Here is an 18,152-nt window from a genome sequence, read left to right as displayed (position 1 = left end):
GGCCATGTGCCTGGGGCTTGCCCCGCTCCGTGATTGTCACGCAGTCAGCAGCCTTGGGCTTGCGACTGCCGTTAAGAGGTTTTGAAATGACTGAACGTCTGAATAACGACTTCCAGTTCATCGAAGTCGGGCGCAAGGATCCGAAGAAAAAGCTGCTGCGACAGCGCAAGAAAGAGTTCGTCGAGATCTATGAACCCTTCAAGCCGCAGCAGGCTTGCGAGCAGGCACACCGCTGTCTGGGTTGCGGCAACCCTTACTGCGAGTGGAAGTGCCCGGTTCACAACTACATTCCCAACTGGCTCAAGCTGGTTTCCGAGGGCAACATCCTGGCTGCGGCCGAACTGGCGCACCAGACCAACACCCTGCCGGAAGTCTGTGGCCGCGTCTGCCCGCAGGATCGTCTGTGCGAGGGCGCTTGTACGCTTAACGACGGCTTCGGCGCAGTCACCATCGGTTCGGTGGAAAAGTACATTGCTGATACCGCCTTCGCCATGGGCTGGCGCCCGGACATGTCCAAGGTCAAGCCGACAGGCAAGAAGGTCGCCATCATCGGCGCGGGACCGGCTGGCCTGGGTTGCGCCGACGTACTGGTGCGCAGCGGCGTTACACCAGTGGTGTTCGACAAGAATCCGGAAATCGGCGGACTGCTGACCTTTGGTATCCCAGAGTTCAAGCTGGAAAAGTCCGTTCTCAGCCGACGCCGTGAAATCTTCACCGGAATGGGTATCGAATTCCGCCTGAACACCGAAGTCGGCAAGGACGTGACCATCGACCAGCTGCTCGCCGAGTACGACGCCGTGTTCATGGGCATGGGTACCTACACCTACATGAAGGGTGGCTTCCCTGGCGAAGACCTGCCGGGCGTGCACGATGCCCTGGATTTCCTGATCGCGAACGTTAACCGTAACCTCGGCTTTGAAAAGGCGCCGGAAGACTTCGTCGACATGAAGGGCAAGAAGGTTGTGGTGCTCGGCGGCGGCGACACGGCGATGGATTGCAACCGCACCTCCATCCGCCAGGGCGCTAAGAGCGTGACCTGTGCCTACCGGCGTGACGCAGCGAACATGCCGGGCTCGCGCAAAGAGGTGAAGAACGCCAAGGAAGAGGGCGTCAAGTTCCTCTTCAACCGGCAACCCATCGCCATAGTCGGCGAGGGCAAGGTCGAAGGCGTCAAGGTGGTCGAGACCCGTCTCGGTGCGCCGGACGCGCGCGGACGTCGTAGCCCAGAGCCAATTCCCGGTTCCGAAGAAGTATTGCCGGCAGATGCCGTGGTTATCGCCTTTGGTTTCCGCCCGAGTCCAGCTGACTGGTTTGAAGGCAAAAGCATTCAAACCGACAACCAGGGCCGTGTAGTGGCACCGGAGATGGGCCAGTTCAAGCATCAGACCAGCAACCCGAAGATTTTCGCGGGCGGCGATATGGTGCGTGGTTCCGATCTGGTCGTTACGGCGATCTTCGAAGGCCGTCAGGCTGCTGAAGGCATCCTCGACTACCTGGAAGTCTGATTCACTGGGTGGATAGGCGCTGCCGAAGACCGAGCTGGTTCACGGTGGTCGGTGAGCGTGGCATCCATTCTGGACTTTACTTTGGAGCATGCCTCCAAACGGGCCTGACCTGAATCAAGCCCACGGATAAAAGGCACGGCGCTCGCCGTGCCTTTTGTTTTGCGCTTTGCGACAATGCCGCCACTCTTTTGCTGGAACCCAGACATGACTGCCTTGAAGAACGACCGCTTTCTCCGCGCCTTGCTCAAGCAACCTGTCGACGTCACCCCGGTGTGGATGATGCGTCAGGCCGGCCGCTACCTGCCGGAATACCGGGCCAGCCGCAGCAAGGCGGGCGATTTCATGAGCCTGTGCATGAATCCCGAACTCGCCTGTGAAGTCACCCTTCAGCCGCTTGAGCGTTACCCACTGGACGCGGCGATCCTGTTCTCCGACATCCTCACTGTGCCGGACGCCATGGGGCTGGGCTTGTACTTCGAGACCGGTGAAGGCCCACGTTTCAAGAAGGTCGTCAGCAACATGGCCGACATTGAGGCGCTGCCGATTACGGATCCGGAGAAAGATCTGGGTTACGTGATGGACGCGGTGCGCACCATTCGTCGCGAGCTCAACGGCCGCGTTCCGTTGATAGGCTTCTCCGGCAGCCCTTGGACGTTGGCGACCTACATGGTCGAAGGCGGCTCCTCGAAGGACTTCCGCAAATCCAAGGCGATGCTCTACGAAAACCCGCACGCCATGCATGCGCTGCTGGACAAGCTCGCGCAGTCGGTGACCAGCTACCTCAACGGGCAGATCCTCGCCGGTGCCCAGGCGGTGCAGATTTTCGATTCCTGGGGTGGCAGCCTTTCCGCCGCGGCCTACCAGGAATTCTCTCTGGCCTACATGCAGAAGATTGTTGGTGGGCTGATTCGCGAACATGACGGTCGCCGTGTACCGGTCATTCTGTTCACCAAGGGCGGCGGGCTGTGGCTGGAGTCCATGGCGGCAACCGGTGCCGAAGCACTGGGGCTGGATTGGACCTGCGACATCGGCGTCGCGCGTGCCCGCGTCGGCGACAAGGTTGCGCTACAGGGCAACATGGACCCCAGCGTGCTGTTCGCCAAGCCGGATGCGATACGTGCCGAGGTCGGGCGCATCCTGGCCAGCTTCGGTCATGGTGACGGCCATGTGTTCAACCTAGGACACGGTATTACTCCGGAAGTCGATCCGGCCCGCGCCGGCGCATTCATCGAGTCGGTTCACGAACTCTCGGCGCAATATCACGCCTGACCCGATGCTGAAATGAAAAGAGCCGCTTCTAGCGGCTCTTTTCATTCATGGCTGTTGGTGATGGCCTGGGGTGGTGCCCGGCTCGTGTTCATGGACCAGCTTGCTCACCCGGATATCGGTGATACCGATGACCTCGGCCTGTTCCAGAATCTTGCCCTCGTCGGCCCCGGCCTCTGGCATGACCAGGCTGTTTTCCGCATCGCCATTGTGCAATTCGATCAGATGCCGAGCGGCACTGGCCTGCGACATGCGCTCTTCTTCCGAATCGATGAGATGGTTACGCGGTTCGTTCTGGAAGAGGTAATTGATTTCGAACTTGTGCGTTGACTTGCCAAACATGGGCAGCTCCTTGAAGTAGAAGGGTCTGCGTATGTTGACTCCCCGGTCCAGTTATTCGTTCGGCAACGACGACAGTTGGATGGTCATCGCCCGCGCAGCGCGCCCGGCCCCGTTGTGCGGTCCCGAGCGCCGCGGTGTTACTTGACCTTCGCCAAGTTGCCCTTGATTGCCACCCCCGCCATGATTGCGCCGGCATGGCACTCATACTTCTGGCTGTCTTTGTATTCGACGTGCTTGTAGTTGCTGGCGATGTCCACCACCGCATTGGCACCTGCCGCCTTGGCGGCCTGCTGCATGCCGATCAGCGCCGATTGCAGCGCCCAGCTGCAGGCACCCTCGTCGGTCTTGTTGAAGGCGTTGGTTTTCTTGCTGGTGGAAACGTCCCGGCGAATGATTTGTGCACTCTTGGGCGTCTTGCCAGCCAGGTAGAACTTCACGCTGCCGTCGAGTTTGCCAGAGGCGGTTGCCTCGGCCACGACCTGCTCGAACGGCAGGTAATGCGTGGTGTCGCGCGCCTGGCTGATTCCGGGTAATACACAGAACACCAGTGCTGCGCCGATCCATGTGTTTTTCTTCATTGCATTCTCCTTGCGGTGTTTTTGGTTGAAGGGGTCAAGCCCAGCGGCGAAATATCAATGAAGTGTTGATGCCGCCGAAGGCGAAGTTGTTGTTCATCACATATTCGTGCTGCATGGTGCGCGGCGCGTCGACGAGGTAGTCCAGTTCACCGCAGCGCGGATCAATGCTGTCCAGATTCAGGGTGTGAATGTAATGGTCGCGGTTCATCATTTCGATACTGAACCAGGACTCCAGCGCGCCGCAGGCACCTAGCGTATGCCCGAGAAAGCTTTTCTGCGAGCTGATTGGCATGCGGCTGCCGAACAGCGATTGAGTCGCCAGGGTTTCAGCAATGTCGCCCTGTTCGGTCGCAGTGCCGTGGCCATTGACGTAGCCGATAGCCTCGGGCTGCAGTCCGGCATCCTCGAGGGCCAGCTGCATGGCGCGGCACATGGTCAGTTGTTCCGGCTTAGTGGCGTGTTGGCCGTCGGCATTGCTGCCAAAACCGATCAATTCAGCGTGAATGGTGGCGCCCCTGGCCAGGGCGTGCTCGAGCTCTTCCAACACCAACATGCCAGCACCTTCGCCGATCACCAGGCCGTCACGACCGGCGTCATAGGGGCGCGGAGAGGTATCGGGTGCGTCGTTTTTCAGGCTAGTGGCATACAGCGCATCGAAGACCATGGCTTCGGTGGCACAAAGTTCCTCGGCACCGCCAGCAAGCATCATCGGCAAGCGGCCGAACTTGATCGCCTCGTAGGCGTAGCCGATTCCCTGGCTCCCGCTGGTGCAGGCACTGGATGTGGGAATCACTCGGCCAGTGAGGCCGAAGAAGATGCTGATATTGGCTGCGGTAGTGTGCGGCATCATGCGGATGTAGGAGTTGGCGTTCAGCCCGTCGGCCACCGAGTTGAGCAGCATGTTGCCGAAGGCTTTGATCTCCTCGGTACTGCCGGTGGATGAGCCGCAGGCAACGCCCATGCGCCCGTCGCGGATTGATGAATCATCGAGCAGGCCCGCATGAGCCAGGGCCTGTTCGGCGGCCTTTACCGACAACCGCGACACCCGACCCATGCTGCGCAACTGCTTGCGCGTCCAGTGTTTAGGGACGGCGAAGTCATCCACCGGTCCTGCCAGTCGGGTGTTGAGCTCGGTGAACCGGTCCCACTCGGGCATGTAGCGAATGCCGCTGCGGTTGCTGCTGAAGTGAGCCTCGATGCTGGCCCAGTCGCTGCCCAGTGAGGTGATGCCGGCCATGCCAGTGACGACGACGCGCTTCATCAGCACAACCCGCCATTGACGGCGAGCACTTGCCGGGTGATGTAGCTGGCCTCGTCCGACATCAGGAAGTTGACCGCACCGGCGACTTCCTCCGGTGTGCCCATGCGTTGTGCAGGGATCATTTTGAGCATTTCCTCGATGGGCAGATCGTCATCGAGCATGTCGGTATCGATCAGTCCGGGAGCCACGCAGTTGACAGTGATGCGGCGCTTGCCGAGCTCGACGGCAAGCGCCTTGGCGGCGCCGATCACGCCCGCCTTGGATGCGCTGTAATTGACCTGCCCGCGGTTGCCGATCAGCCCAGATACCGAGGTGATGCAAACGATTCGTCCCGGCTGGCGGCGGCGGATCATGGGCATGGTCAGCGGTTGAAGGACATTGTAGAAACCGTCCAGGTTGGTGCGCATGACCAGATCCCAGTCGTCCTCGGTCAAGGCCGGAAAGGCGCCGTCGCGGGTCAGCCCGGCGTTGCAGACCACTCCGTAATAGGCACCGTGGGTTTCGACATCCGTTTCCAGCTGTTCGCGGCATTGCGCGCGATCCGCTACATCGAACTGTAGGATCCGCGCCGTGCGGCCCATCTCCTGAATCTGCGCCTGAACGGCTTCCGCCTCGTCCCGCCGCGCGCGGCAGTGCAAGACAATGTCATGACCACTTTGCGCCAGGCGCAAGGCAATGGCGCGGCCGATGCCGCGGCTGGAACCGGTGACAAGGATGCTTTTACTCATGGTGAAGGCTCTTGCAGATAGCTCGCCACTTCGGGCGGGCGAAACACATTGAGACGCGCCTCGGCATGGATGCCTGGCCCGTCGAGATGGCATTCGAACACGCCCATGCCATTGTCATCCTGCAGCGAACGCAGCGCATGGATACGTAACTGGCTGCCGGCTGGGAAGTGCTCGACGTTGCATTGGAAGCGGCGGGTGCCCAGCAAAAAACCCAGCTCCACCGGCTGCCCGACCATGCGCGCCTGGCAGCCGGCAAAGGCAGCGACGGTCTGCGCCATGATCTCGACGCCGGCCCAGGCCGGGAGGCTGCCGTCAGGCAGGTTGAGCAGGCCGGTGCTTTTGACCCGCAGGTGGGTCGTGATGCTGTCGGCATCAAATGACTCGACTGCATCGAGCAGGATCATGTCTCCGGCGTGAGGCAGTAGCTCGGCGACTGGCCAATCGATCATGGTGCATCCCCCAGGATCAGGCTGATGTTATTGCCACCAAATGCGAAGGAGTTGCTCATCATGCGCCGCGGCCGGCTCGCTACCGCCTTGGTCCCGACTGCCGTCAGATTCAACTGCGGCAGGTCGGTATCATGCTCGCCGTCCCAGCGATGCGGCGGCAGCAGTTGTTCAGGATTATGTTCGGACAGCGTCAGCCAGCAGAATGCCGCTTCCAATGCGCCCGCGGCGCCCAGCGTGTGGCCGGTGAGCGGCTTGGTGGATGAGCAGGGCACACCGGTCGGAAACACCTTGGCCACCGCCAGGCTCTCCATCGCATCGTTATGCCGCGTGGCGGTGCCGTGCAGATTCAGATAGCGGATCTGTTCGGGTAGGGTCCCTGCGCTGCTCAATGCTTTGCTCATGGACTCAATGGCGCCCAGCCCCTGCGGGTCGGGAGCGGAGATGTGATGGGCATCGGAGCTGGCGCCACCGCCTAGCAGGGCAATTGGCGAGCGCTCACGGGTCATCAGGAAAACAGCAGCGGCTTCGCCAATATTGATGCCGTCGCGGTTGGCCGAAAACGGGTTGCAGAGCTGGGCGCTGGTCGCCTCGAGTGCGCTGAAACCGCGCAGGGTCAGATCACACAGGGTGTCGACGCCACCACAGATCACTGCATCGCAGATGCCCGCATCCAGCAATCGCTTGGCGCTGAGCAGTGCGCGCGCACTGGACGTACAGGCCGTGGATATCGAGTAGCTCGGACCGCTGAGCTGCAGGCGCTCGCTGACGAAGCTGGCCGGTGCGCAAAGCTCCTGATGGCTGTAGTGATAACTGGTCGGAAGGTGGCCGTCTCTTGTTAGGCGGGCTATCCCCTGGGTCGCCTCCTGGATACCTGAAGTGCTGGTTCCCATGACCACACCGACGCGGCTTGGGCCGAAGCGGGAAATCGCCTCATGCAGGTCGGGTTCTATTTCCTCCAGCGCAGCTAACAGCAGCTGATTGTTGCGAGTGACATGCTGCAGCGGCGCATTGCCAAGTGAGGGAAGCTCGCCGGTGACTGCACCGACCGGCAGGCTGCGCCCGGCAATTGTTTGCGGATGTGGCTGCATACCTGAGCTGTCGCCTGCCAGCAGGCGCCGGGCGACTTCGGCCTTGCCGCACCCCAAGGCGCAAATCAGCCCGAGTGCATTGAGGTAGGCGGTCATTGTTGGTGGGCTCCGGCTGGCACGATAGGCGCGACACGATAGGTCAGCGTCGGCCCGACGTCGAGTTCGAAACCGCCTTTTTCCAGGTAACGAACGTGCCAGGTTGAGCCATCGTCTGCCAGCGAGCGACCGTTCTGATGCAGCGTCCATGCGCTATCAGCATAGAGCTCTTCCAGCTGCTCGGCGGGGCTAAGTGCGAACAGCAAAGCGGCAAACAGCGTGCGCGCTTCAGCATTGGGCGGCAGCATCCCGTCGGCTTGCCAGCGCCCGTCGAGCAACAGCTGGCGCGCCAGCGGCACGCCCAGGGGATTGAGCATTGACCAGCGCAATGCCGCGCCTTCCTGCTGGATCACCAACAACCAATGATCCGTCTCGCCTTGCCCATGACGCTCGACATGCAGCTGCACCGGCAACGAAAGCCGTGGCATCTGGGTCGGCAGGGGCTGTTGCTGGGCGCAGGCGCCGAGCAACAGCAGCAGCGACAGCCAGGGCAGGCGTACCAGGTTGTATATCAACGAGATCATGCGGGCGCCGGAGTGGCGCAAAGCTCGGCCAATACGCGCAGGCGGCGTCGGGGCTCGGCGACATAGGGGTTGCTGTTGTCCCAGGCGTAACCGGCCAGGATCGAGCAGATCATCCGGCGAATCTCCGGCTGGGCGCGTTCATAGTAGATGACGTCCTGAAAGCTGCCGTCGTACCAGCCCTCGACATAGGCGCGGAAGGTTTCCACGCCCCGCTTGAGCGGCGCCGAGAATTCGCTGTCCCAATCCACCGCCTCGCCACTCAGCTGCCGGTGCAACACCGCTGCCGCCATACTCGCCGAGCGCATCGCAATGGTGACGCCGGACGAAAACACCGGGTCGAGAAACTCGGCCGCATTGCCCAGAAGCGCAAAGCCCGGGCCATGCAGCGCTTTGACGTTCGCCGAATAGCCATTGATCAGACGTGCTGGAGTGTCCCACTGAGCATGCTTGAGGATGCGCTGGAGGTTGGGGGCCTCCATGACGAATTCCTTGAGACAGGCATCCAGATCCAGCGGACGTCCTTCGTAGCGTTCGGCGCTGGCCACCACGCCCAGCGAGCAACGACCGTTGCTGAACGGGATGGTCCAGAACCATACATCGCGCAGCTCCGGGTGGGTGGTGATGAGGATCTTGTCGCGGTCGAAGCGGGGGTCGACGATGTTGTCCGTGATGTGGGTGAATACCGCACGGCGCAGCGGAAAGCTCGACGGCGCTTCCAGATCGAGCAAGCGCGGCAGCACCCGGCCGTAGCCACTGGCGTCGAGGACGAATTCGGCCTCCAGCGCATACTCGCTACCGTCGAGGCGGCGCACCTGCAGACTCGGTCGCTGGCCGTCGAAATCCGCGGCGGTGATTTCCTCTTCGTAACGAATCTCGACGCCTTGCAGCGCGGCCTGGTCGGCCAGCAGTTGGTCGAAATCCGCGCGCTGAACCTGATAAGTGCTGCCGTGGCCCTCGGTAAATTTGTCGCGAAAATCGAAAGCGGTATAGCGGTCGCCGCAACCGAAGGCCGCACCATGCTTGGTCTGGAAACCTGCGGCCCGTACGGCTTCGAGCATGCCGGCTTCCTCGATGAAATCCAGGCAATGCGAGAGCAGGCTCTCGCCGATCGAAAAGCGCGGAAACCGCTGTCGCTCGATGATCAGCACGTCGTGCCCCTGACGCTTGAGCAGAGCAGCGGCGATGGCCCCGGAAGGCCCCGCGCCAATAACGACAACGCTACGGTTTTCAGAATGCAAGGAAGCCTTCATGTGTTCGACTCGACAAGGGTGACGGACGCCGATTGCTGCCGGCGGGTTGGGTAAAACAAAGGGTTATTCAGCAGAATGCCGTCGCCTGGCCTTGCTGGAAAGCCGACCAAGGCCAACTGAAGCCATGACGCCGCGCCGCGATGGACAGTCACGATGCTCGGTCTTCGGTGGTGTCTGCTGCCCAGGGCGCAAGCAGAAAAGCAAAGACCAGGCCGATGCCCACTGCCAGGCCAAAGTTGCTTACGGCCGGCGTGCTCGACAAGGCCAGCAGGCCGAACGACAACCAGGTGGTGACGGCCGCGAGAAGCGTGCCGACCAGGCTCACCGCCGCGCCGCCGATTCGCTCACGCATGAGGATCGCGTAATCGACACCGATCGCCGTCACGAGCAACAGGCCGAACAGGCCAAACAGGGTCAACGGCTGGCCCAGCCAGCCTAGACAGGCGAGGCTGCCCAGCGCTGCCAGCAGCGGAACAGCCAGGCAGCGCAGCGCACCACCCCAGCCGAACGGAAGACACAGCAGACCCAGGATAAGAACGGCGGCCAGCATCTTGAAGAACGCCGCCTGACGTTGGGTCTCGGCAAACAGACGGTTTAGCTCAGCGGGCCGGTCGATGAGGCTGACCCCGCCAATACCCTCAGCCAGACCGTGCAACGCTGAACTGTCGCGAAGCCCTTGCAGGCTGACCAGGCCCGCGACGGTGCCGTCCTTTCGAGTGCCCAGCCATAGCGGGCGCCAAGGTTCTGCAAGCGGCCCTGCCAGCACCTGGTCGAGACCTGTCACCGGGCGCGTCTGCAGATCAGCCAATTCTTTCTCGAGCACCTCGATTGGCATGCCAAGTGCCAGCAGTGGCTGACTGTTCTCGAGCAGGCGCGGCAAGGCAAGATGCAGGCTTTCCTGAATGATGGTCGGCGCGGCCAACTGGCTCAGGGCGAGGTAGCCGTGCAGCTTCTGCTCCGCCACCAGCTCGTCGAGGCGAGCGCTTAGCGCTTCCTGGCGCTCCAATAATTCGTCGGGAGTTTGCGCACGAACGAGGAAATACTGGCTGGTCGGTTCGAAGCCTGTGATCAGGCCGATGCGCTCGGCTTGCTGCTGCAGCGCAGGCGCGCGGCTGACCCACTGGCGCAGATCGTCCTTGAACGACACCTGGCTGATACCGGCCAGGCAGAACACCACGAAGCCGGCCAGTAACCAGCGCGAGGAGACCCGACCGAGCAAGCGGCGACGCACGTCCAAGGCGCGCCCAGCCCAGCTCAGCGGGGCGGCCCAGGGCTGTAAGGGAACGTTCACCAACGAGGGCAGCAGGCAGGTGGCGCAGGCGAAGGCCCCGAGCAGCCCCGCGGCAGAAAACACCGCGACCTGGCTCAGTGCCGGAAACGGAGTGAACGCCATGGCCAGATAGCCGATGACGTTGGTCGCCAGTGCCAGAGCGAGGCCGGGAAGCGTCAAGCGCAAGGCCCGAAACGCCTGCCAGGGCTGCAATGTCCAGCTTTTGGACAGGTAGTGCAGCGGGAAATCGATGCTGACACCGACCAGACTGGCCCCCAGCACCAGGGTCAGCACATGGATCTGACCGAACAGGGCTACGCAGGCCGCAGCGCCGCTGAGCGCCCCGACCAACACCGGCAAGGCGACCAGCAGGACGCGTGGGGTGCGAAACAGCAGATGCAGCAAGGCGAGCGTGGCGACGAGCGAGACGCTGCCGATCAGGCCTGCTTCCTCACGCGCCTGACGCTGCCCGTATGCGGCATGCAGCACGCCGCCAGCTGCGAGCAGCTCGCCGTGCTGGGATTGGACCCAGCGGCGAGCGGCACGAACCTGCTCGTCGACCAGCAGCGGCAGCTTGTCGTCAAAGGCGTCGCCGTCGATCTGCGCATGGATCACGGCCCAGGGCTGACCGTCATGTTCGGCCACCAGCGCGCCATCAAGGCGCGGGTGAATATGGCCGGGTTGCGGCAAGCGCCGCTGCGCCAGGTCGGCTAACCCGAACCAGTCTTCTTCAACCGGCACCAGGCTGGTGCTTTCGAATGGGCTGAACAGGCGCTGCAGTCGCTGCTGAATGAACTTTTCGGGTGAGGCGATGAGGGCTTCACGGCTGGCCCGGTCGAGCAACACCAGTCTTTGATCCAGTAATTGCTGGCGCATCGCCGGCAGATCGGCCTGTACGGAGCGACGGATCTGCGCGAACAGGCCGCTGGCGTTGAGGTTGCCTGCGACTTCCTTGGCCAGCGCGACGGCAGAGTCTTCGTCTGCATGGTGAACCAGCAGCATCAGATCGCGATTCAGCGGCTCCTGCACGCGCTGCTCGGCGAGTTGCTCCAATTCCCCAGGCGCCCCGCTGGGCAACAACTGCAGCAGATTAGCGCTGACTGGCGGACCATCGCGCCATTGCCATGCAGTCAGCCCGACCAGTCCAAGCAGGGCCAGAAAGAACAGTGAAGAGAGCCAGGCTGGCAGCCTGAGCGCATGATCAGTCGGCGAGGTCATGGTGCTCGCTGGGGCTCAACTGATCGTCGATCTGGATGTCGGTCAGCAGCAGCCGTGTGCTGTCGCCCTGGGTCTCACGCAGCTCGATACGCTCGGCGGTGGCACCTCCCTGGATCAGAATGCTGGAGAAAATCTGGGCAAGCAGCCGGGAGCGCGGTGTCAGTGTCAACGCCCATGCCTGGGCAGTGCCAGACAGCTGCAGATCGAAATCTCGCTGCAAGGCTTCGGTATCACCCTGCAGTACGGCCAGAAACAGCTCGTTCTGGCGCGCTGCGGGCCCTTGCTGACTAGTCTGCTTCCAGCCGCTGGCCGTGCGTCGGGCGATTCCCGCCGCGCTGATGCGGTAATCCTGCTGCAGCGGACTTTGCAGGAACCACAGCAGACCGCTGTCGCCCGCCAGGACGAAGGTGCCCGCGCTAACCAGTGGCTGGGGCAGAGCGCGCAGGTATTTTTCCTGGGTGAAGGCGCCGCGAACAACCGTGGGTTCGCGCAGTTGCAAGCTGAGTTGGAGCAGGTCGAACGCATTGGCGCGGGCGGTCACCGCCAGCAGCAGGCCCAGCGCGACCAGCATGCGCGAAGCGGGGCGATTGAATAGACGCATCACAGCAGTGCGCGCTCCACGGCATCGACCAGCACCTTTGGCGAGGCCAGCAGCATTTCGCGGCTAGCGATTTCCACGGCGACCTGAACGGTGCTGCCGCGGGTCATGCGCTCGCCGGTTTCGGCGTCACTGATCAGGTAGTTGATCTTCAGGCGGTTCTCCCACTCGACCAGATCGGCGCGTACAACGATGCGCTGATTGAAACGGGCGCCGCGCATGTAGCGCAGCTGCACGTCGATGATCGGCCAGGCATAGCCGGCGTCTCTCATCTGCACATAGTTGTGACCGATGCGGTCGAGCAGGGCGCAGCGCGCCATCTCGAAATATTTGACGTAATGGCCGTGCCAGACGATGTCCATGGAGTCGACGTCGAAGAACGGCACCAGCACTTCGATTTCTGCCTGCAGTACGCCGCCCTTACGCATACAGCCCCCAGTGCTGCGCACGGATGCGCTGTAGGCACAGGCGCAGCTCGCCTTCCAGCGCACGGTCTTCGATCAGCGGTGGGAAGTCTTCGCCAAGCACTTCGTGCATCACTGCGAGCGGTGCCGGGAGTGCCCGTGCCGCCGGCTGACGCTGGCGCAGCCAGACGCCCTGGTTCGCGGCAATCAGCGCGGCAGCAGCCACCTGTTCGGTCAGCTCCAAACTACGCAATGCGTCGCGCGCGGCAATGGTGCCCATGCTGACCTTGTCCTGGTTGTGGCACTCGGTCGAGCGCGAGAAGACGCTGGCCGGCATGCTGTTCTTCAGGGCCTCAGCGGTCCAGGCGCTGGCGCCGATCTGCACCGCCTTGAAGCCGTGGTTGATCATTGCCGTAGCGGCTGGCGCGCCGGACAGGTTGCTCGGCAAGCCGTGGTTGTAGCGGGTGTCGACCAACAGCGCCAGTTGCCGGTCGAGCAGGTCGGCGACGTTGGCGACGAGATTCTTCAGGCTGTCCATGGCAAAGGCGATATGCCCGCCGTAGAAATGCCCGCCGTGCAGCACGCGCTCGTTGTCGGCGTCGATGATCGGATTGTCATTGGCGCTGTTCAGTTCGGTTTCAATGAATTGCCGCAGCAGGCCCAGGCTGTCGGCCAGCACACCGAGCACGTGCGGTGCGCAGCGCAGCGAATAGCGGTCCTGCAGACGATGCAGCGGGGCGGTTGGCGCCTCGATGGCGAGGTCCTGACGAATCCACGCTGCCACCTGTGTCTGCCCCGGGTGCGGCTTTGCCGCAAACAGACGTTCGTCGAAATGCTCGGGATTGCCTTCCAGCGCGATGACGTTGAGCGCGGTGATCCGGGTGGCCAGTTTCAGCAGGTAATCGGCGCGGGCGTAGGCGAGGCAGGCGAGGCCGGTCATCACCGCAGTGCCATTCATCAACGCCAGAGCTTCCTTGGGGCGCAAGGTCAGCGGCGTCCAGCCAAGCTGGCGATGCACCTCGGCGGCGCTGCGGCGCTCGCCGCGATACATCACCTCCCGCTCGCCAGCCAGGGTTGCGGCGACATAGGACAGCGGCGTCAGGTCACCGCTGGCACCGACCGAGCCTTCTTCGGGGATCAGCGGCAAGACGTCATGTTCGAGGAACGCCTGCAAACGCTCGAGCAACTCGATGCGCACCCCGGACATACCGTGGGTCAGCGAGCGCAGACGAGCGCCCAACACCGCGCGGGTGGCTTCGGCATCGAGCAGTTTGCCCAGGCCGCAGCCGTGGAAGGTGAACAGGTGCTGCGGCAGTGCCTCGACCTGATGCAGCGGAACAGCCACCACGCAGGAGTCGCCATAACCGGTGGTCACGCCGTAGATCACGCCTTCGCGGTCGAGCAGGGTGTCGAGGAACTGCGCGCCGCGGGCAATCCGCTCGCGGAAGGCCGCATCGGACTGAAGCCGGGCGGGTGCATGCCCCTGGGCGACGGCCAGCAGGTCTTCGATACGCAGGTGGTTTTCACCAAAGATCACGGGCTCAGCGTTGTTCATGGGTGTTCCAGAATGGGTAGAAGTTGAACCACTGCAAAGGGGCCTCCAGACAGCGTGCCGCCAGTCGATCCGCGTAGCGCTGCACCCACGCCTGCACCACGGCGTCGCGCTGGCCACGCCGCCATTCGACGCGATCGGCGAAGGGCTCCAGATGGACATGGAATTGCCCAGCATGTTTCAGGCAGAACAGCAGATTCGCGGGGCACTGCAGCAGGCCGGCCAGTAGCCAGGGGCCTTGTGGGAACGCGGCCGGCTGACCCAGGAAGTTGGCTGTGGCGATGCGCGCGCCCTGCAGCGGCACCCGGTCACCGGCGATGGCCAGCCATTCGCCCTGATCCAGCCGGTGGGACAACTCCATCATGATCGCCGGGTCCAGTTCACTGACCTGAATCAGCCGCAAGTTATTCGCGCCGGATTCATCCAGTAGGCGGTTGAACTGCTTGGCGTGACGGGTGTGCACCAGGACGTTCATCTTTACCTTGCGGCCCATTTCCGCCAGCGCTCGGCAGATCTCCAGATTGCCCAGGTGCGAGCCGACCAGCAGCTGGCCGCGTGGCGCCTTGAGGTCAGCGTGCAGGTTGGCGCTGTCGTGCAGCACCAGTCGATCCAGCGCCAGGCGTCCGCCCCAGACATCGAGCTTGTCCAGCAAGGCATCGGCGAAGGCCATGAACTGGTGGTAGACCGAGCGCCAGCCGGGCGCCAGGTCGGCGCGGCCGCTACAGGTGGCAAGGTTCTGCTGGTACTGCCAGGCACTCTGTCGCGCGCTGCGGTTGAACAGATAGAAATACAACACAATCAGATACAGCAGCGGCGCCATGGTGCGGCGGCCAAGCAGGCGCACGGCCCAGGCTGTCAATTTCATCAAGGCAAAACTGCCCCGTTCGCGGTGCGCGGCCCAATGCGAGCCGACTGCGGCTTTTTCGCTCATCGGCACAGCCGCCGCCAGAGCAATTTGGGCGCCCGCAGGAGCATGCCTCCAAACAGCCGTGCGTGCATCGAAGAGATCAGCAGGTTGTCGTGCCACAGGCGGAAATGCGAAACCCCGTCGGCCGGATAATGCACTCGTGTCGGCAGCCAGACCATCGGCTGTTCACGCCAGTGCAGGCGCACCAGTACCTCGGTGTCGAAGTCCATGCGCTGCCCAAGCGCCGTCGAGTCGAGTAGAGCCAAGGTTGGCTGCAGCGGGTAGACACGAAAGCCGCACATGGAGTCGCGGATCGACAATGACAGCGTATTGATCCAGACCCAGACGTGGGTCAGGTAGCGGGCATAGAGGCGCCCTTTGGGCACGCTCGAATCGTACTGGGGATAGCCACAGATCAGCGCATCCGGCGCCTGGCTGGCGCGGTCGAGGAACAGCGGCACGCCGCTCAGGTCGTGCTGGCCGTCGGCGTCCAGCTGAAGCGCATGGCTAAAACCGAGGCGCGACGCCTCGCGCAAGCCGGAGGCGACCGCTGCGCCTTTGCCCTGATTGCGGCTATGGCGGAGCAGGTGCACCAACGGGTGCTTTGCTAACTCAACGATAATTGCCGCTGCATTCGGGCTAGAACCGTCATCAACTAGCACGCACGGCAAGTCTTCAGCGAGCAACGCGCGGACGACATTGGGCAGGCTATCTTCGTGGTTGTAGACCGGCACCACCGCGCAGGGCTTGAACCAGTCGTCATCGATCGCCAGTGGCAACTGCAAATCTTCCTCTGTGACGGGCACGGTCGCCGTTGCAGTCTCAAGCGGAGTAAGCGTGGTCACAGCGGATCTCCCAGCAGAATGCGGCCAGACGAGCAGGGCGCGTCGCCGTTGCGGTATGCGAAATGCAGCTTGCTGCGCTCGCGGTCGAAGCGCAGGGTCAGGCTCAGCTGATCACCGGGGCGGGCCAGCTGCTGAAACTTGAGCACCTCCATGCCCTGAAAGCTCGGCGGCAGGTCAGTGATCAGCTCTCGGGCGAGGCCGATCGCCCAGTCGATCTGCACCACGCCGGGCAAAACCGGAGTCTGTGGGAAGTGCCCGGTGAAGTGCGCCAGATCCGGCGGGACGGCCAGCTGAAGCTGCCATTGATCTTCTTCCTGGCAAGCGCTGTGACGCTCGGGCTGCAGCGGACGCGGCGCCTGCAGCAGCCCGTCGAGTTGGGTCTGGGGGAGCTTGCCCTGGCTGTTGAAGGGCAGCTGGGTGACCAGCCGCCAGCGACGCGGCAGGGCCAGCGCTTCGCAGTGCTTCGCCAGGTGCTTGCGCAGCGTCTCGGTCAGTGCGCGCCGACCACCGTTGCGCAGTGCATGCAGGCCCGCCTCACTGAGCGCAACCAGCGCCGCGAGGTAGGCGCGGTTTTCGTTGATGACGCCTAGCCTTGTATCGCTGACAAAGGGATGTTCGTTCAGCGCTGCTTCCAGCATCGTCAGGGAAATGCGTTTCTCTTCCAGCTTGACGATGCGGTCAAGTCGGCCGAGCAGCTCGAAGCGCCCGTCGGCCTCGATGCGCGCCGCATCCGCCGTCTGTTCAATATGGCCGGGAGGCAGGCAGGGTGAGGCGACGCGCAACGCGCCCTGTTCGTCCTGGCTCAACTGAACGCCATCGAAGGGGTGCCACAGCTTTCCGCCCTGGCGCCAGGCGATGCCTCCCGTCTCAGAGCTGCCATAGATTTCAGTTGGCAGCTGACCCAGGCGTTGCTCCAGTCGCTGCGCGGCCTCGGCATCAAGGGCGCCACCCGAGGAAAAGACCCGACGCACACTGCGCAATGCCGGCCAATCGAGGTTGTCACCCATCCGCTTGAGCAATGCCGGGCTGGCCACCCAGCAGAAGCGCGGATGCTGACGGCTGGCCAGCTGGATGTCTTCTGAGAAGGGCTGTGCGCGGCGCATGAAGGGCCGACCAGCGCACAATGGCCAGAGCACCCGGAACAGCAGTCCATAGATGTGCTGCGCGGCGACGCTGGCGATCACGCAGGCGTCGCCGAGATCGGCTCCCCAGCAGGCTTCGAGCGTTTCCACCTCGTTCGCCAGCTGGCGCAGGCGTTTTTCGATCAGCTTCGGTTCGCCGCTGGAGCCGGAGGTGCAGAGCAGCAGTCGGCACCCGTCCAGATCCAGCTTCGCTCCTTCGAGCGGCTCGGCCAGCAACTCCGAGAGTTGGGCGTCGCCATCCTGATCCGTTAGCCACAGATCAGCCTGATGGGCCAATCGTGAGCGGCTCGCAGGTTGCAGATCGGCCGGCAGCAGTACCGTGACGCCCGCTCGCCAGGCACCGAGCAGCGCAACTGCCAGGTCGCCTGCATCCTCCAGATGAACAGCCAGTCGGGCAACGCCACGATTGCGCAGTCCCGCGGCGAGGCGCAGCGCGCGCTGTCGCAGCTCGGCATGATCAAGGGCGGGGTCGAGCGTGACCAAGCGCGACTTGGGCGTCTGGTCGAGCAGGTGTTCGAGGGCAATCCAGTTCATGTCGCTTTCCTGACTCGCTGGCGTACCAGCCATTCACCGGCGAATAACAGTCCCATCAGCAGATAGGCGATCAGCCCGGTGTACAGCGTCCACCAGCTCAGCGGCGCCCAGAGTGCGAGTCCGCTGGCGATGCCGGCGTTGATGATGAAATAGCCCAGCCAGACCCAGGTCACCTGGCGCGTATAGCGTATTGCCGCGGGAGGGAGGTCGGGATCGCTCAGCCGCGCCAGGCGCTCGATGATCGGCATTCCCGTGCAGAGGCTGCCGGCAAACAGGCCGAACAGGGCCAGGCTTATCAGCACCGGGTACCAGCGCAACAGGGCTGGCTCGCCCGCCAATCCGAGTAGCAGGCAGAACAGCAGTGCGCTTGCAGCCATCGCGTAGTTAAGCGGTGTCTGCTTTCCACTAAGCAGCTTTGCCACCCAAAGCGCACCAAGCAAAACGGCAAACAGGCGCGGCGACAGGTGCTCCAAACCCAGGTAAACGGCGAACGGGTAGGCGAGACCGGCCAGCAACAGGCAGAGCCCTGTCATTCGGCTGGCGTTCGCCTTAGCTGTTCGTGCGGGAGGTTGCATCGTGCCGTCCGTTTGCGCAT

Annotated in this window: 18 protein-coding genes; 2 read left to right on the top strand and 16 right to left on the bottom strand. The window is 63.0% G+C overall.

The genetic code is table 11. The features are described 5' to 3' along the window. Positions 1-86: 86 nt before the first annotated feature. Both ALTERO38_RS17670 and hemE read left to right on the top strand, forming a co-directional pair. Positions 87-1,505, top strand: coding sequence for an FAD-dependent oxidoreductase (locus ALTERO38_RS17670; RefSeq protein WP_102837323.1), 1,419 nt, complete (start codon positions 87-89; stop codon positions 1,503-1,505). Positions 1,506-1,709: 204 nt separating this feature from the next. Next, on the top strand, positions 1,710-2,774 hold the full coding sequence (gene hemE / locus ALTERO38_RS17665; RefSeq protein ID WP_159969171.1) for a uroporphyrinogen decarboxylase: 1,065 nt from the start codon (positions 1,710-1,712) through the stop codon (positions 2,772-2,774). Positions 2,775-2,819: 45 nt separating this feature from the next. Here the strand turns inward: hemE and ALTERO38_RS17660 are convergent, their stop codons facing one another. The 16 genes from ALTERO38_RS17660 to ALTERO38_RS17585 all read right to left on the bottom strand — a co-directional run bounded on the left by ALTERO38_RS17660 (position 2,820) and on the right by ALTERO38_RS17585 (position 18,132). Continuing rightward, positions 2,820-3,113, bottom strand: coding sequence for a hypothetical protein (locus ALTERO38_RS17660; RefSeq protein WP_159969170.1), 294 nt, complete (start codon positions 3,111-3,113; stop codon positions 2,820-2,822). A 137-nt stretch (positions 3,114-3,250) separates the two neighbouring features. After that, complete coding sequence (locus ALTERO38_RS17655) at positions 3,251-3,691, bottom strand: excinuclease (protein WP_159969169.1); 441 nt, start codon at positions 3,689-3,691, stop codon at positions 3,251-3,253. A 34-nt stretch (positions 3,692-3,725) separates the two neighbouring features. Then, the gene (locus ALTERO38_RS17650; protein WP_159969168.1) at positions 3,726-4,952 is read right to left on the bottom strand and encodes a beta-ketoacyl-ACP synthase; all 1,227 of its coding nucleotides are present in this window, start codon (positions 4,950-4,952) and stop codon (positions 3,726-3,728) included. After that, entirely contained in the window at positions 4,952-5,680 is a 729-nt protein-coding gene (gene fabG, locus ALTERO38_RS17645) for a 3-oxoacyl-ACP reductase FabG (protein ID WP_159969167.1), read from the bottom strand. The genes ALTERO38_RS17650 and fabG overlap by 1 nt, the downstream gene beginning before the upstream one ends. Next, positions 5,677-6,129 (bottom strand): hotdog family protein, encoded by a 453-nt coding sequence (locus ALTERO38_RS17640; RefSeq protein ID WP_159969166.1) that lies wholly within the window; start codon positions 6,127-6,129, stop codon positions 5,677-5,679. Before ALTERO38_RS17640 ends, fabG begins: the two co-directional genes overlap by 4 nt. Then, on the bottom strand, positions 6,126-7,313 hold the full coding sequence (locus tag ALTERO38_RS17635) for a beta-ketoacyl-[acyl-carrier-protein] synthase family protein (RefSeq protein ID WP_159969165.1): 1,188 nt from the start codon (positions 7,311-7,313) through the stop codon (positions 6,126-6,128). The genes ALTERO38_RS17640 and ALTERO38_RS17635 overlap by 4 nt, the downstream gene beginning before the upstream one ends. Continuing rightward, positions 7,310-7,837 carry a DUF3261 domain-containing protein gene (locus ALTERO38_RS17630; protein WP_159969164.1) on the bottom strand — a complete coding sequence of 176 codons (528 nt, stop codon included), beginning with the start codon at positions 7,835-7,837 and terminating at the stop codon, positions 7,310-7,312. Before ALTERO38_RS17630 ends, ALTERO38_RS17635 begins: the two co-directional genes overlap by 4 nt. After that, positions 7,834-9,087 (bottom strand): NAD(P)/FAD-dependent oxidoreductase, encoded by a 1,254-nt coding sequence (locus ALTERO38_RS17625; RefSeq protein ID WP_159969163.1) that lies wholly within the window; start codon positions 9,085-9,087, stop codon positions 7,834-7,836. Before ALTERO38_RS17625 ends, ALTERO38_RS17630 begins: the two co-directional genes overlap by 4 nt. 148 nt (positions 9,088-9,235) lie before the next feature. Continuing rightward, the gene (locus ALTERO38_RS17620; protein WP_159969162.1) at positions 9,236-11,575 is read right to left on the bottom strand and encodes an MMPL family transporter; all 2,340 of its coding nucleotides are present in this window, start codon (positions 11,573-11,575) and stop codon (positions 9,236-9,238) included. Continuing rightward, complete coding sequence (locus ALTERO38_RS17615) at positions 11,559-12,176, bottom strand: outer membrane lipoprotein carrier protein LolA (protein ID WP_159969161.1); 618 nt, start codon at positions 12,174-12,176, stop codon at positions 11,559-11,561. Before ALTERO38_RS17615 ends, ALTERO38_RS17620 begins: the two co-directional genes overlap by 17 nt. Continuing rightward, positions 12,176-12,601 (bottom strand): thioesterase family protein, encoded by a 426-nt coding sequence (locus tag ALTERO38_RS17610; protein ID WP_148923844.1) that lies wholly within the window; start codon positions 12,599-12,601, stop codon positions 12,176-12,178. Before ALTERO38_RS17610 ends, ALTERO38_RS17615 begins: the two co-directional genes overlap by 1 nt. Beyond that, positions 12,594-14,132, bottom strand: a complete 1,539-nt coding sequence (gene hutH / locus ALTERO38_RS17605) for a histidine ammonia-lyase (protein ID WP_159969160.1) — start codon at positions 14,130-14,132, stop codon at positions 12,594-12,596. Before hutH ends, ALTERO38_RS17610 begins: the two co-directional genes overlap by 8 nt. Beyond that, a complete protein-coding gene (locus ALTERO38_RS17600) occupies positions 14,119-15,060 on the bottom strand; it encodes a glycosyl transferase (RefSeq protein ID WP_159969159.1) in 942 nt (313 codons plus the stop codon). Before ALTERO38_RS17600 ends, hutH begins: the two co-directional genes overlap by 14 nt. Continuing rightward, complete coding sequence (locus ALTERO38_RS17595; protein ID WP_372239427.1) at positions 15,057-15,821, bottom strand: glycosyltransferase family 2 protein; 765 nt, start codon at positions 15,819-15,821, stop codon at positions 15,057-15,059. Before ALTERO38_RS17595 ends, ALTERO38_RS17600 begins: the two co-directional genes overlap by 4 nt. A 56-nt stretch (positions 15,822-15,877) precedes the next feature. Next, the gene (locus ALTERO38_RS17590) at positions 15,878-17,557 is read right to left on the bottom strand and encodes an acyl-CoA synthetase family protein (protein ID WP_159969158.1); all 1,680 of its coding nucleotides are present in this window, start codon (positions 17,555-17,557) and stop codon (positions 15,878-15,880) included. Continuing rightward, positions 17,554-18,132, bottom strand: coding sequence for a hypothetical protein (locus ALTERO38_RS17585; RefSeq protein ID WP_159969157.1), 579 nt, complete (start codon positions 18,130-18,132; stop codon positions 17,554-17,556). Before ALTERO38_RS17585 ends, ALTERO38_RS17590 begins: the two co-directional genes overlap by 4 nt. Positions 18,133-18,152: the final 20 nt, after the last annotated feature.

The sequence above is a fragment of the Pseudomonas sp. 9Ag genome (assembly GCF_902506445.1).
GTDB lineage: Bacteria > Pseudomonadota > Gammaproteobacteria > Pseudomonadales > Pseudomonadaceae > Stutzerimonas > Stutzerimonas stutzeri_AB.
The sequence above is the reverse complement of the archived record's forward strand: the minus strand, read 5'-3'. Positions and strand labels throughout refer to the sequence as shown.

Bases quoted from the DNA above. Each gene is read 5' to 3' on its own strand.
- ALTERO38_RS17670 (WP_102837323.1), top strand. From the start codon at position 87: ATGACTGAACGTCTGAATAACGACTTCCAGTTCATCGAAGTCGGGCGC.
- hemE (WP_159969171.1), top strand. From the start codon at position 1,710: ATGACTGCCTTGAAGAACGACCGCTTTCTCCGCGCCTTGCTCAAGCAA.
- ALTERO38_RS17660 (WP_159969170.1), bottom strand. From the start codon at position 3,113: ATGTTTGGCAAGTCAACGCACAAGTTCGAAATCAATTACCTCTTCCAG.
- ALTERO38_RS17655 (WP_159969169.1), bottom strand. From the start codon at position 3,691: ATGAAGAAAAACACATGGATCGGCGCAGCACTGGTGTTCTGTGTATTA.
- ALTERO38_RS17650 (WP_159969168.1), bottom strand. From the start codon at position 4,952: ATGAAGCGCGTCGTCGTCACTGGCATGGCCGGCATCACCTCACTGGGC.
- fabG (WP_159969167.1), bottom strand. From the start codon at position 5,680: ATGAGTAAAAGCATCCTTGTCACCGGTTCCAGCCGCGGCATCGGCCGC.
- ALTERO38_RS17640 (WP_159969166.1), bottom strand. From the start codon at position 6,129: ATGATCGATTGGCCAGTCGCCGAGCTACTGCCTCACGCCGGAGACATG.
- ALTERO38_RS17635 (WP_159969165.1), bottom strand. From the start codon at position 7,313: ATGACCGCCTACCTCAATGCACTCGGGCTGATTTGCGCCTTGGGGTGC.
- ALTERO38_RS17630 (WP_159969164.1), bottom strand. From the start codon at position 7,837: ATGATCTCGTTGATATACAACCTGGTACGCCTGCCCTGGCTGTCGCTG.
- ALTERO38_RS17625 (WP_159969163.1), bottom strand. From the start codon at position 9,087: ATGAAGGCTTCCTTGCATTCTGAAAACCGTAGCGTTGTCGTTATTGGC.
- ALTERO38_RS17620 (WP_159969162.1), bottom strand. From the start codon at position 11,575: ATGACCTCGCCGACTGATCATGCGCTCAGGCTGCCAGCCTGGCTCTCT.
- ALTERO38_RS17615 (WP_159969161.1), bottom strand. From the start codon at position 12,176: ATGCGTCTATTCAATCGCCCCGCTTCGCGCATGCTGGTCGCGCTGGGC.
- ALTERO38_RS17610 (WP_148923844.1), bottom strand. From the start codon at position 12,601: ATGCGTAAGGGCGGCGTACTGCAGGCAGAAATCGAAGTGCTGGTGCCG.
- hutH (WP_159969160.1), bottom strand. From the start codon at position 14,132: ATGAACAACGCTGAGCCCGTGATCTTTGGTGAAAACCACCTGCGTATC.
- ALTERO38_RS17600 (WP_159969159.1), bottom strand. From the start codon at position 15,060: ATGAGCGAAAAAGCCGCAGTCGGCTCGCATTGGGCCGCGCACCGCGAA.
- ALTERO38_RS17590 (WP_159969158.1), bottom strand. From the start codon at position 17,557: ATGAACTGGATTGCCCTCGAACACCTGCTCGACCAGACGCCCAAGTCG.
- ALTERO38_RS17585 (WP_159969157.1), bottom strand. From the start codon at position 18,132: ATGCAACCTCCCGCACGAACAGCTAAGGCGAACGCCAGCCGAATGACA.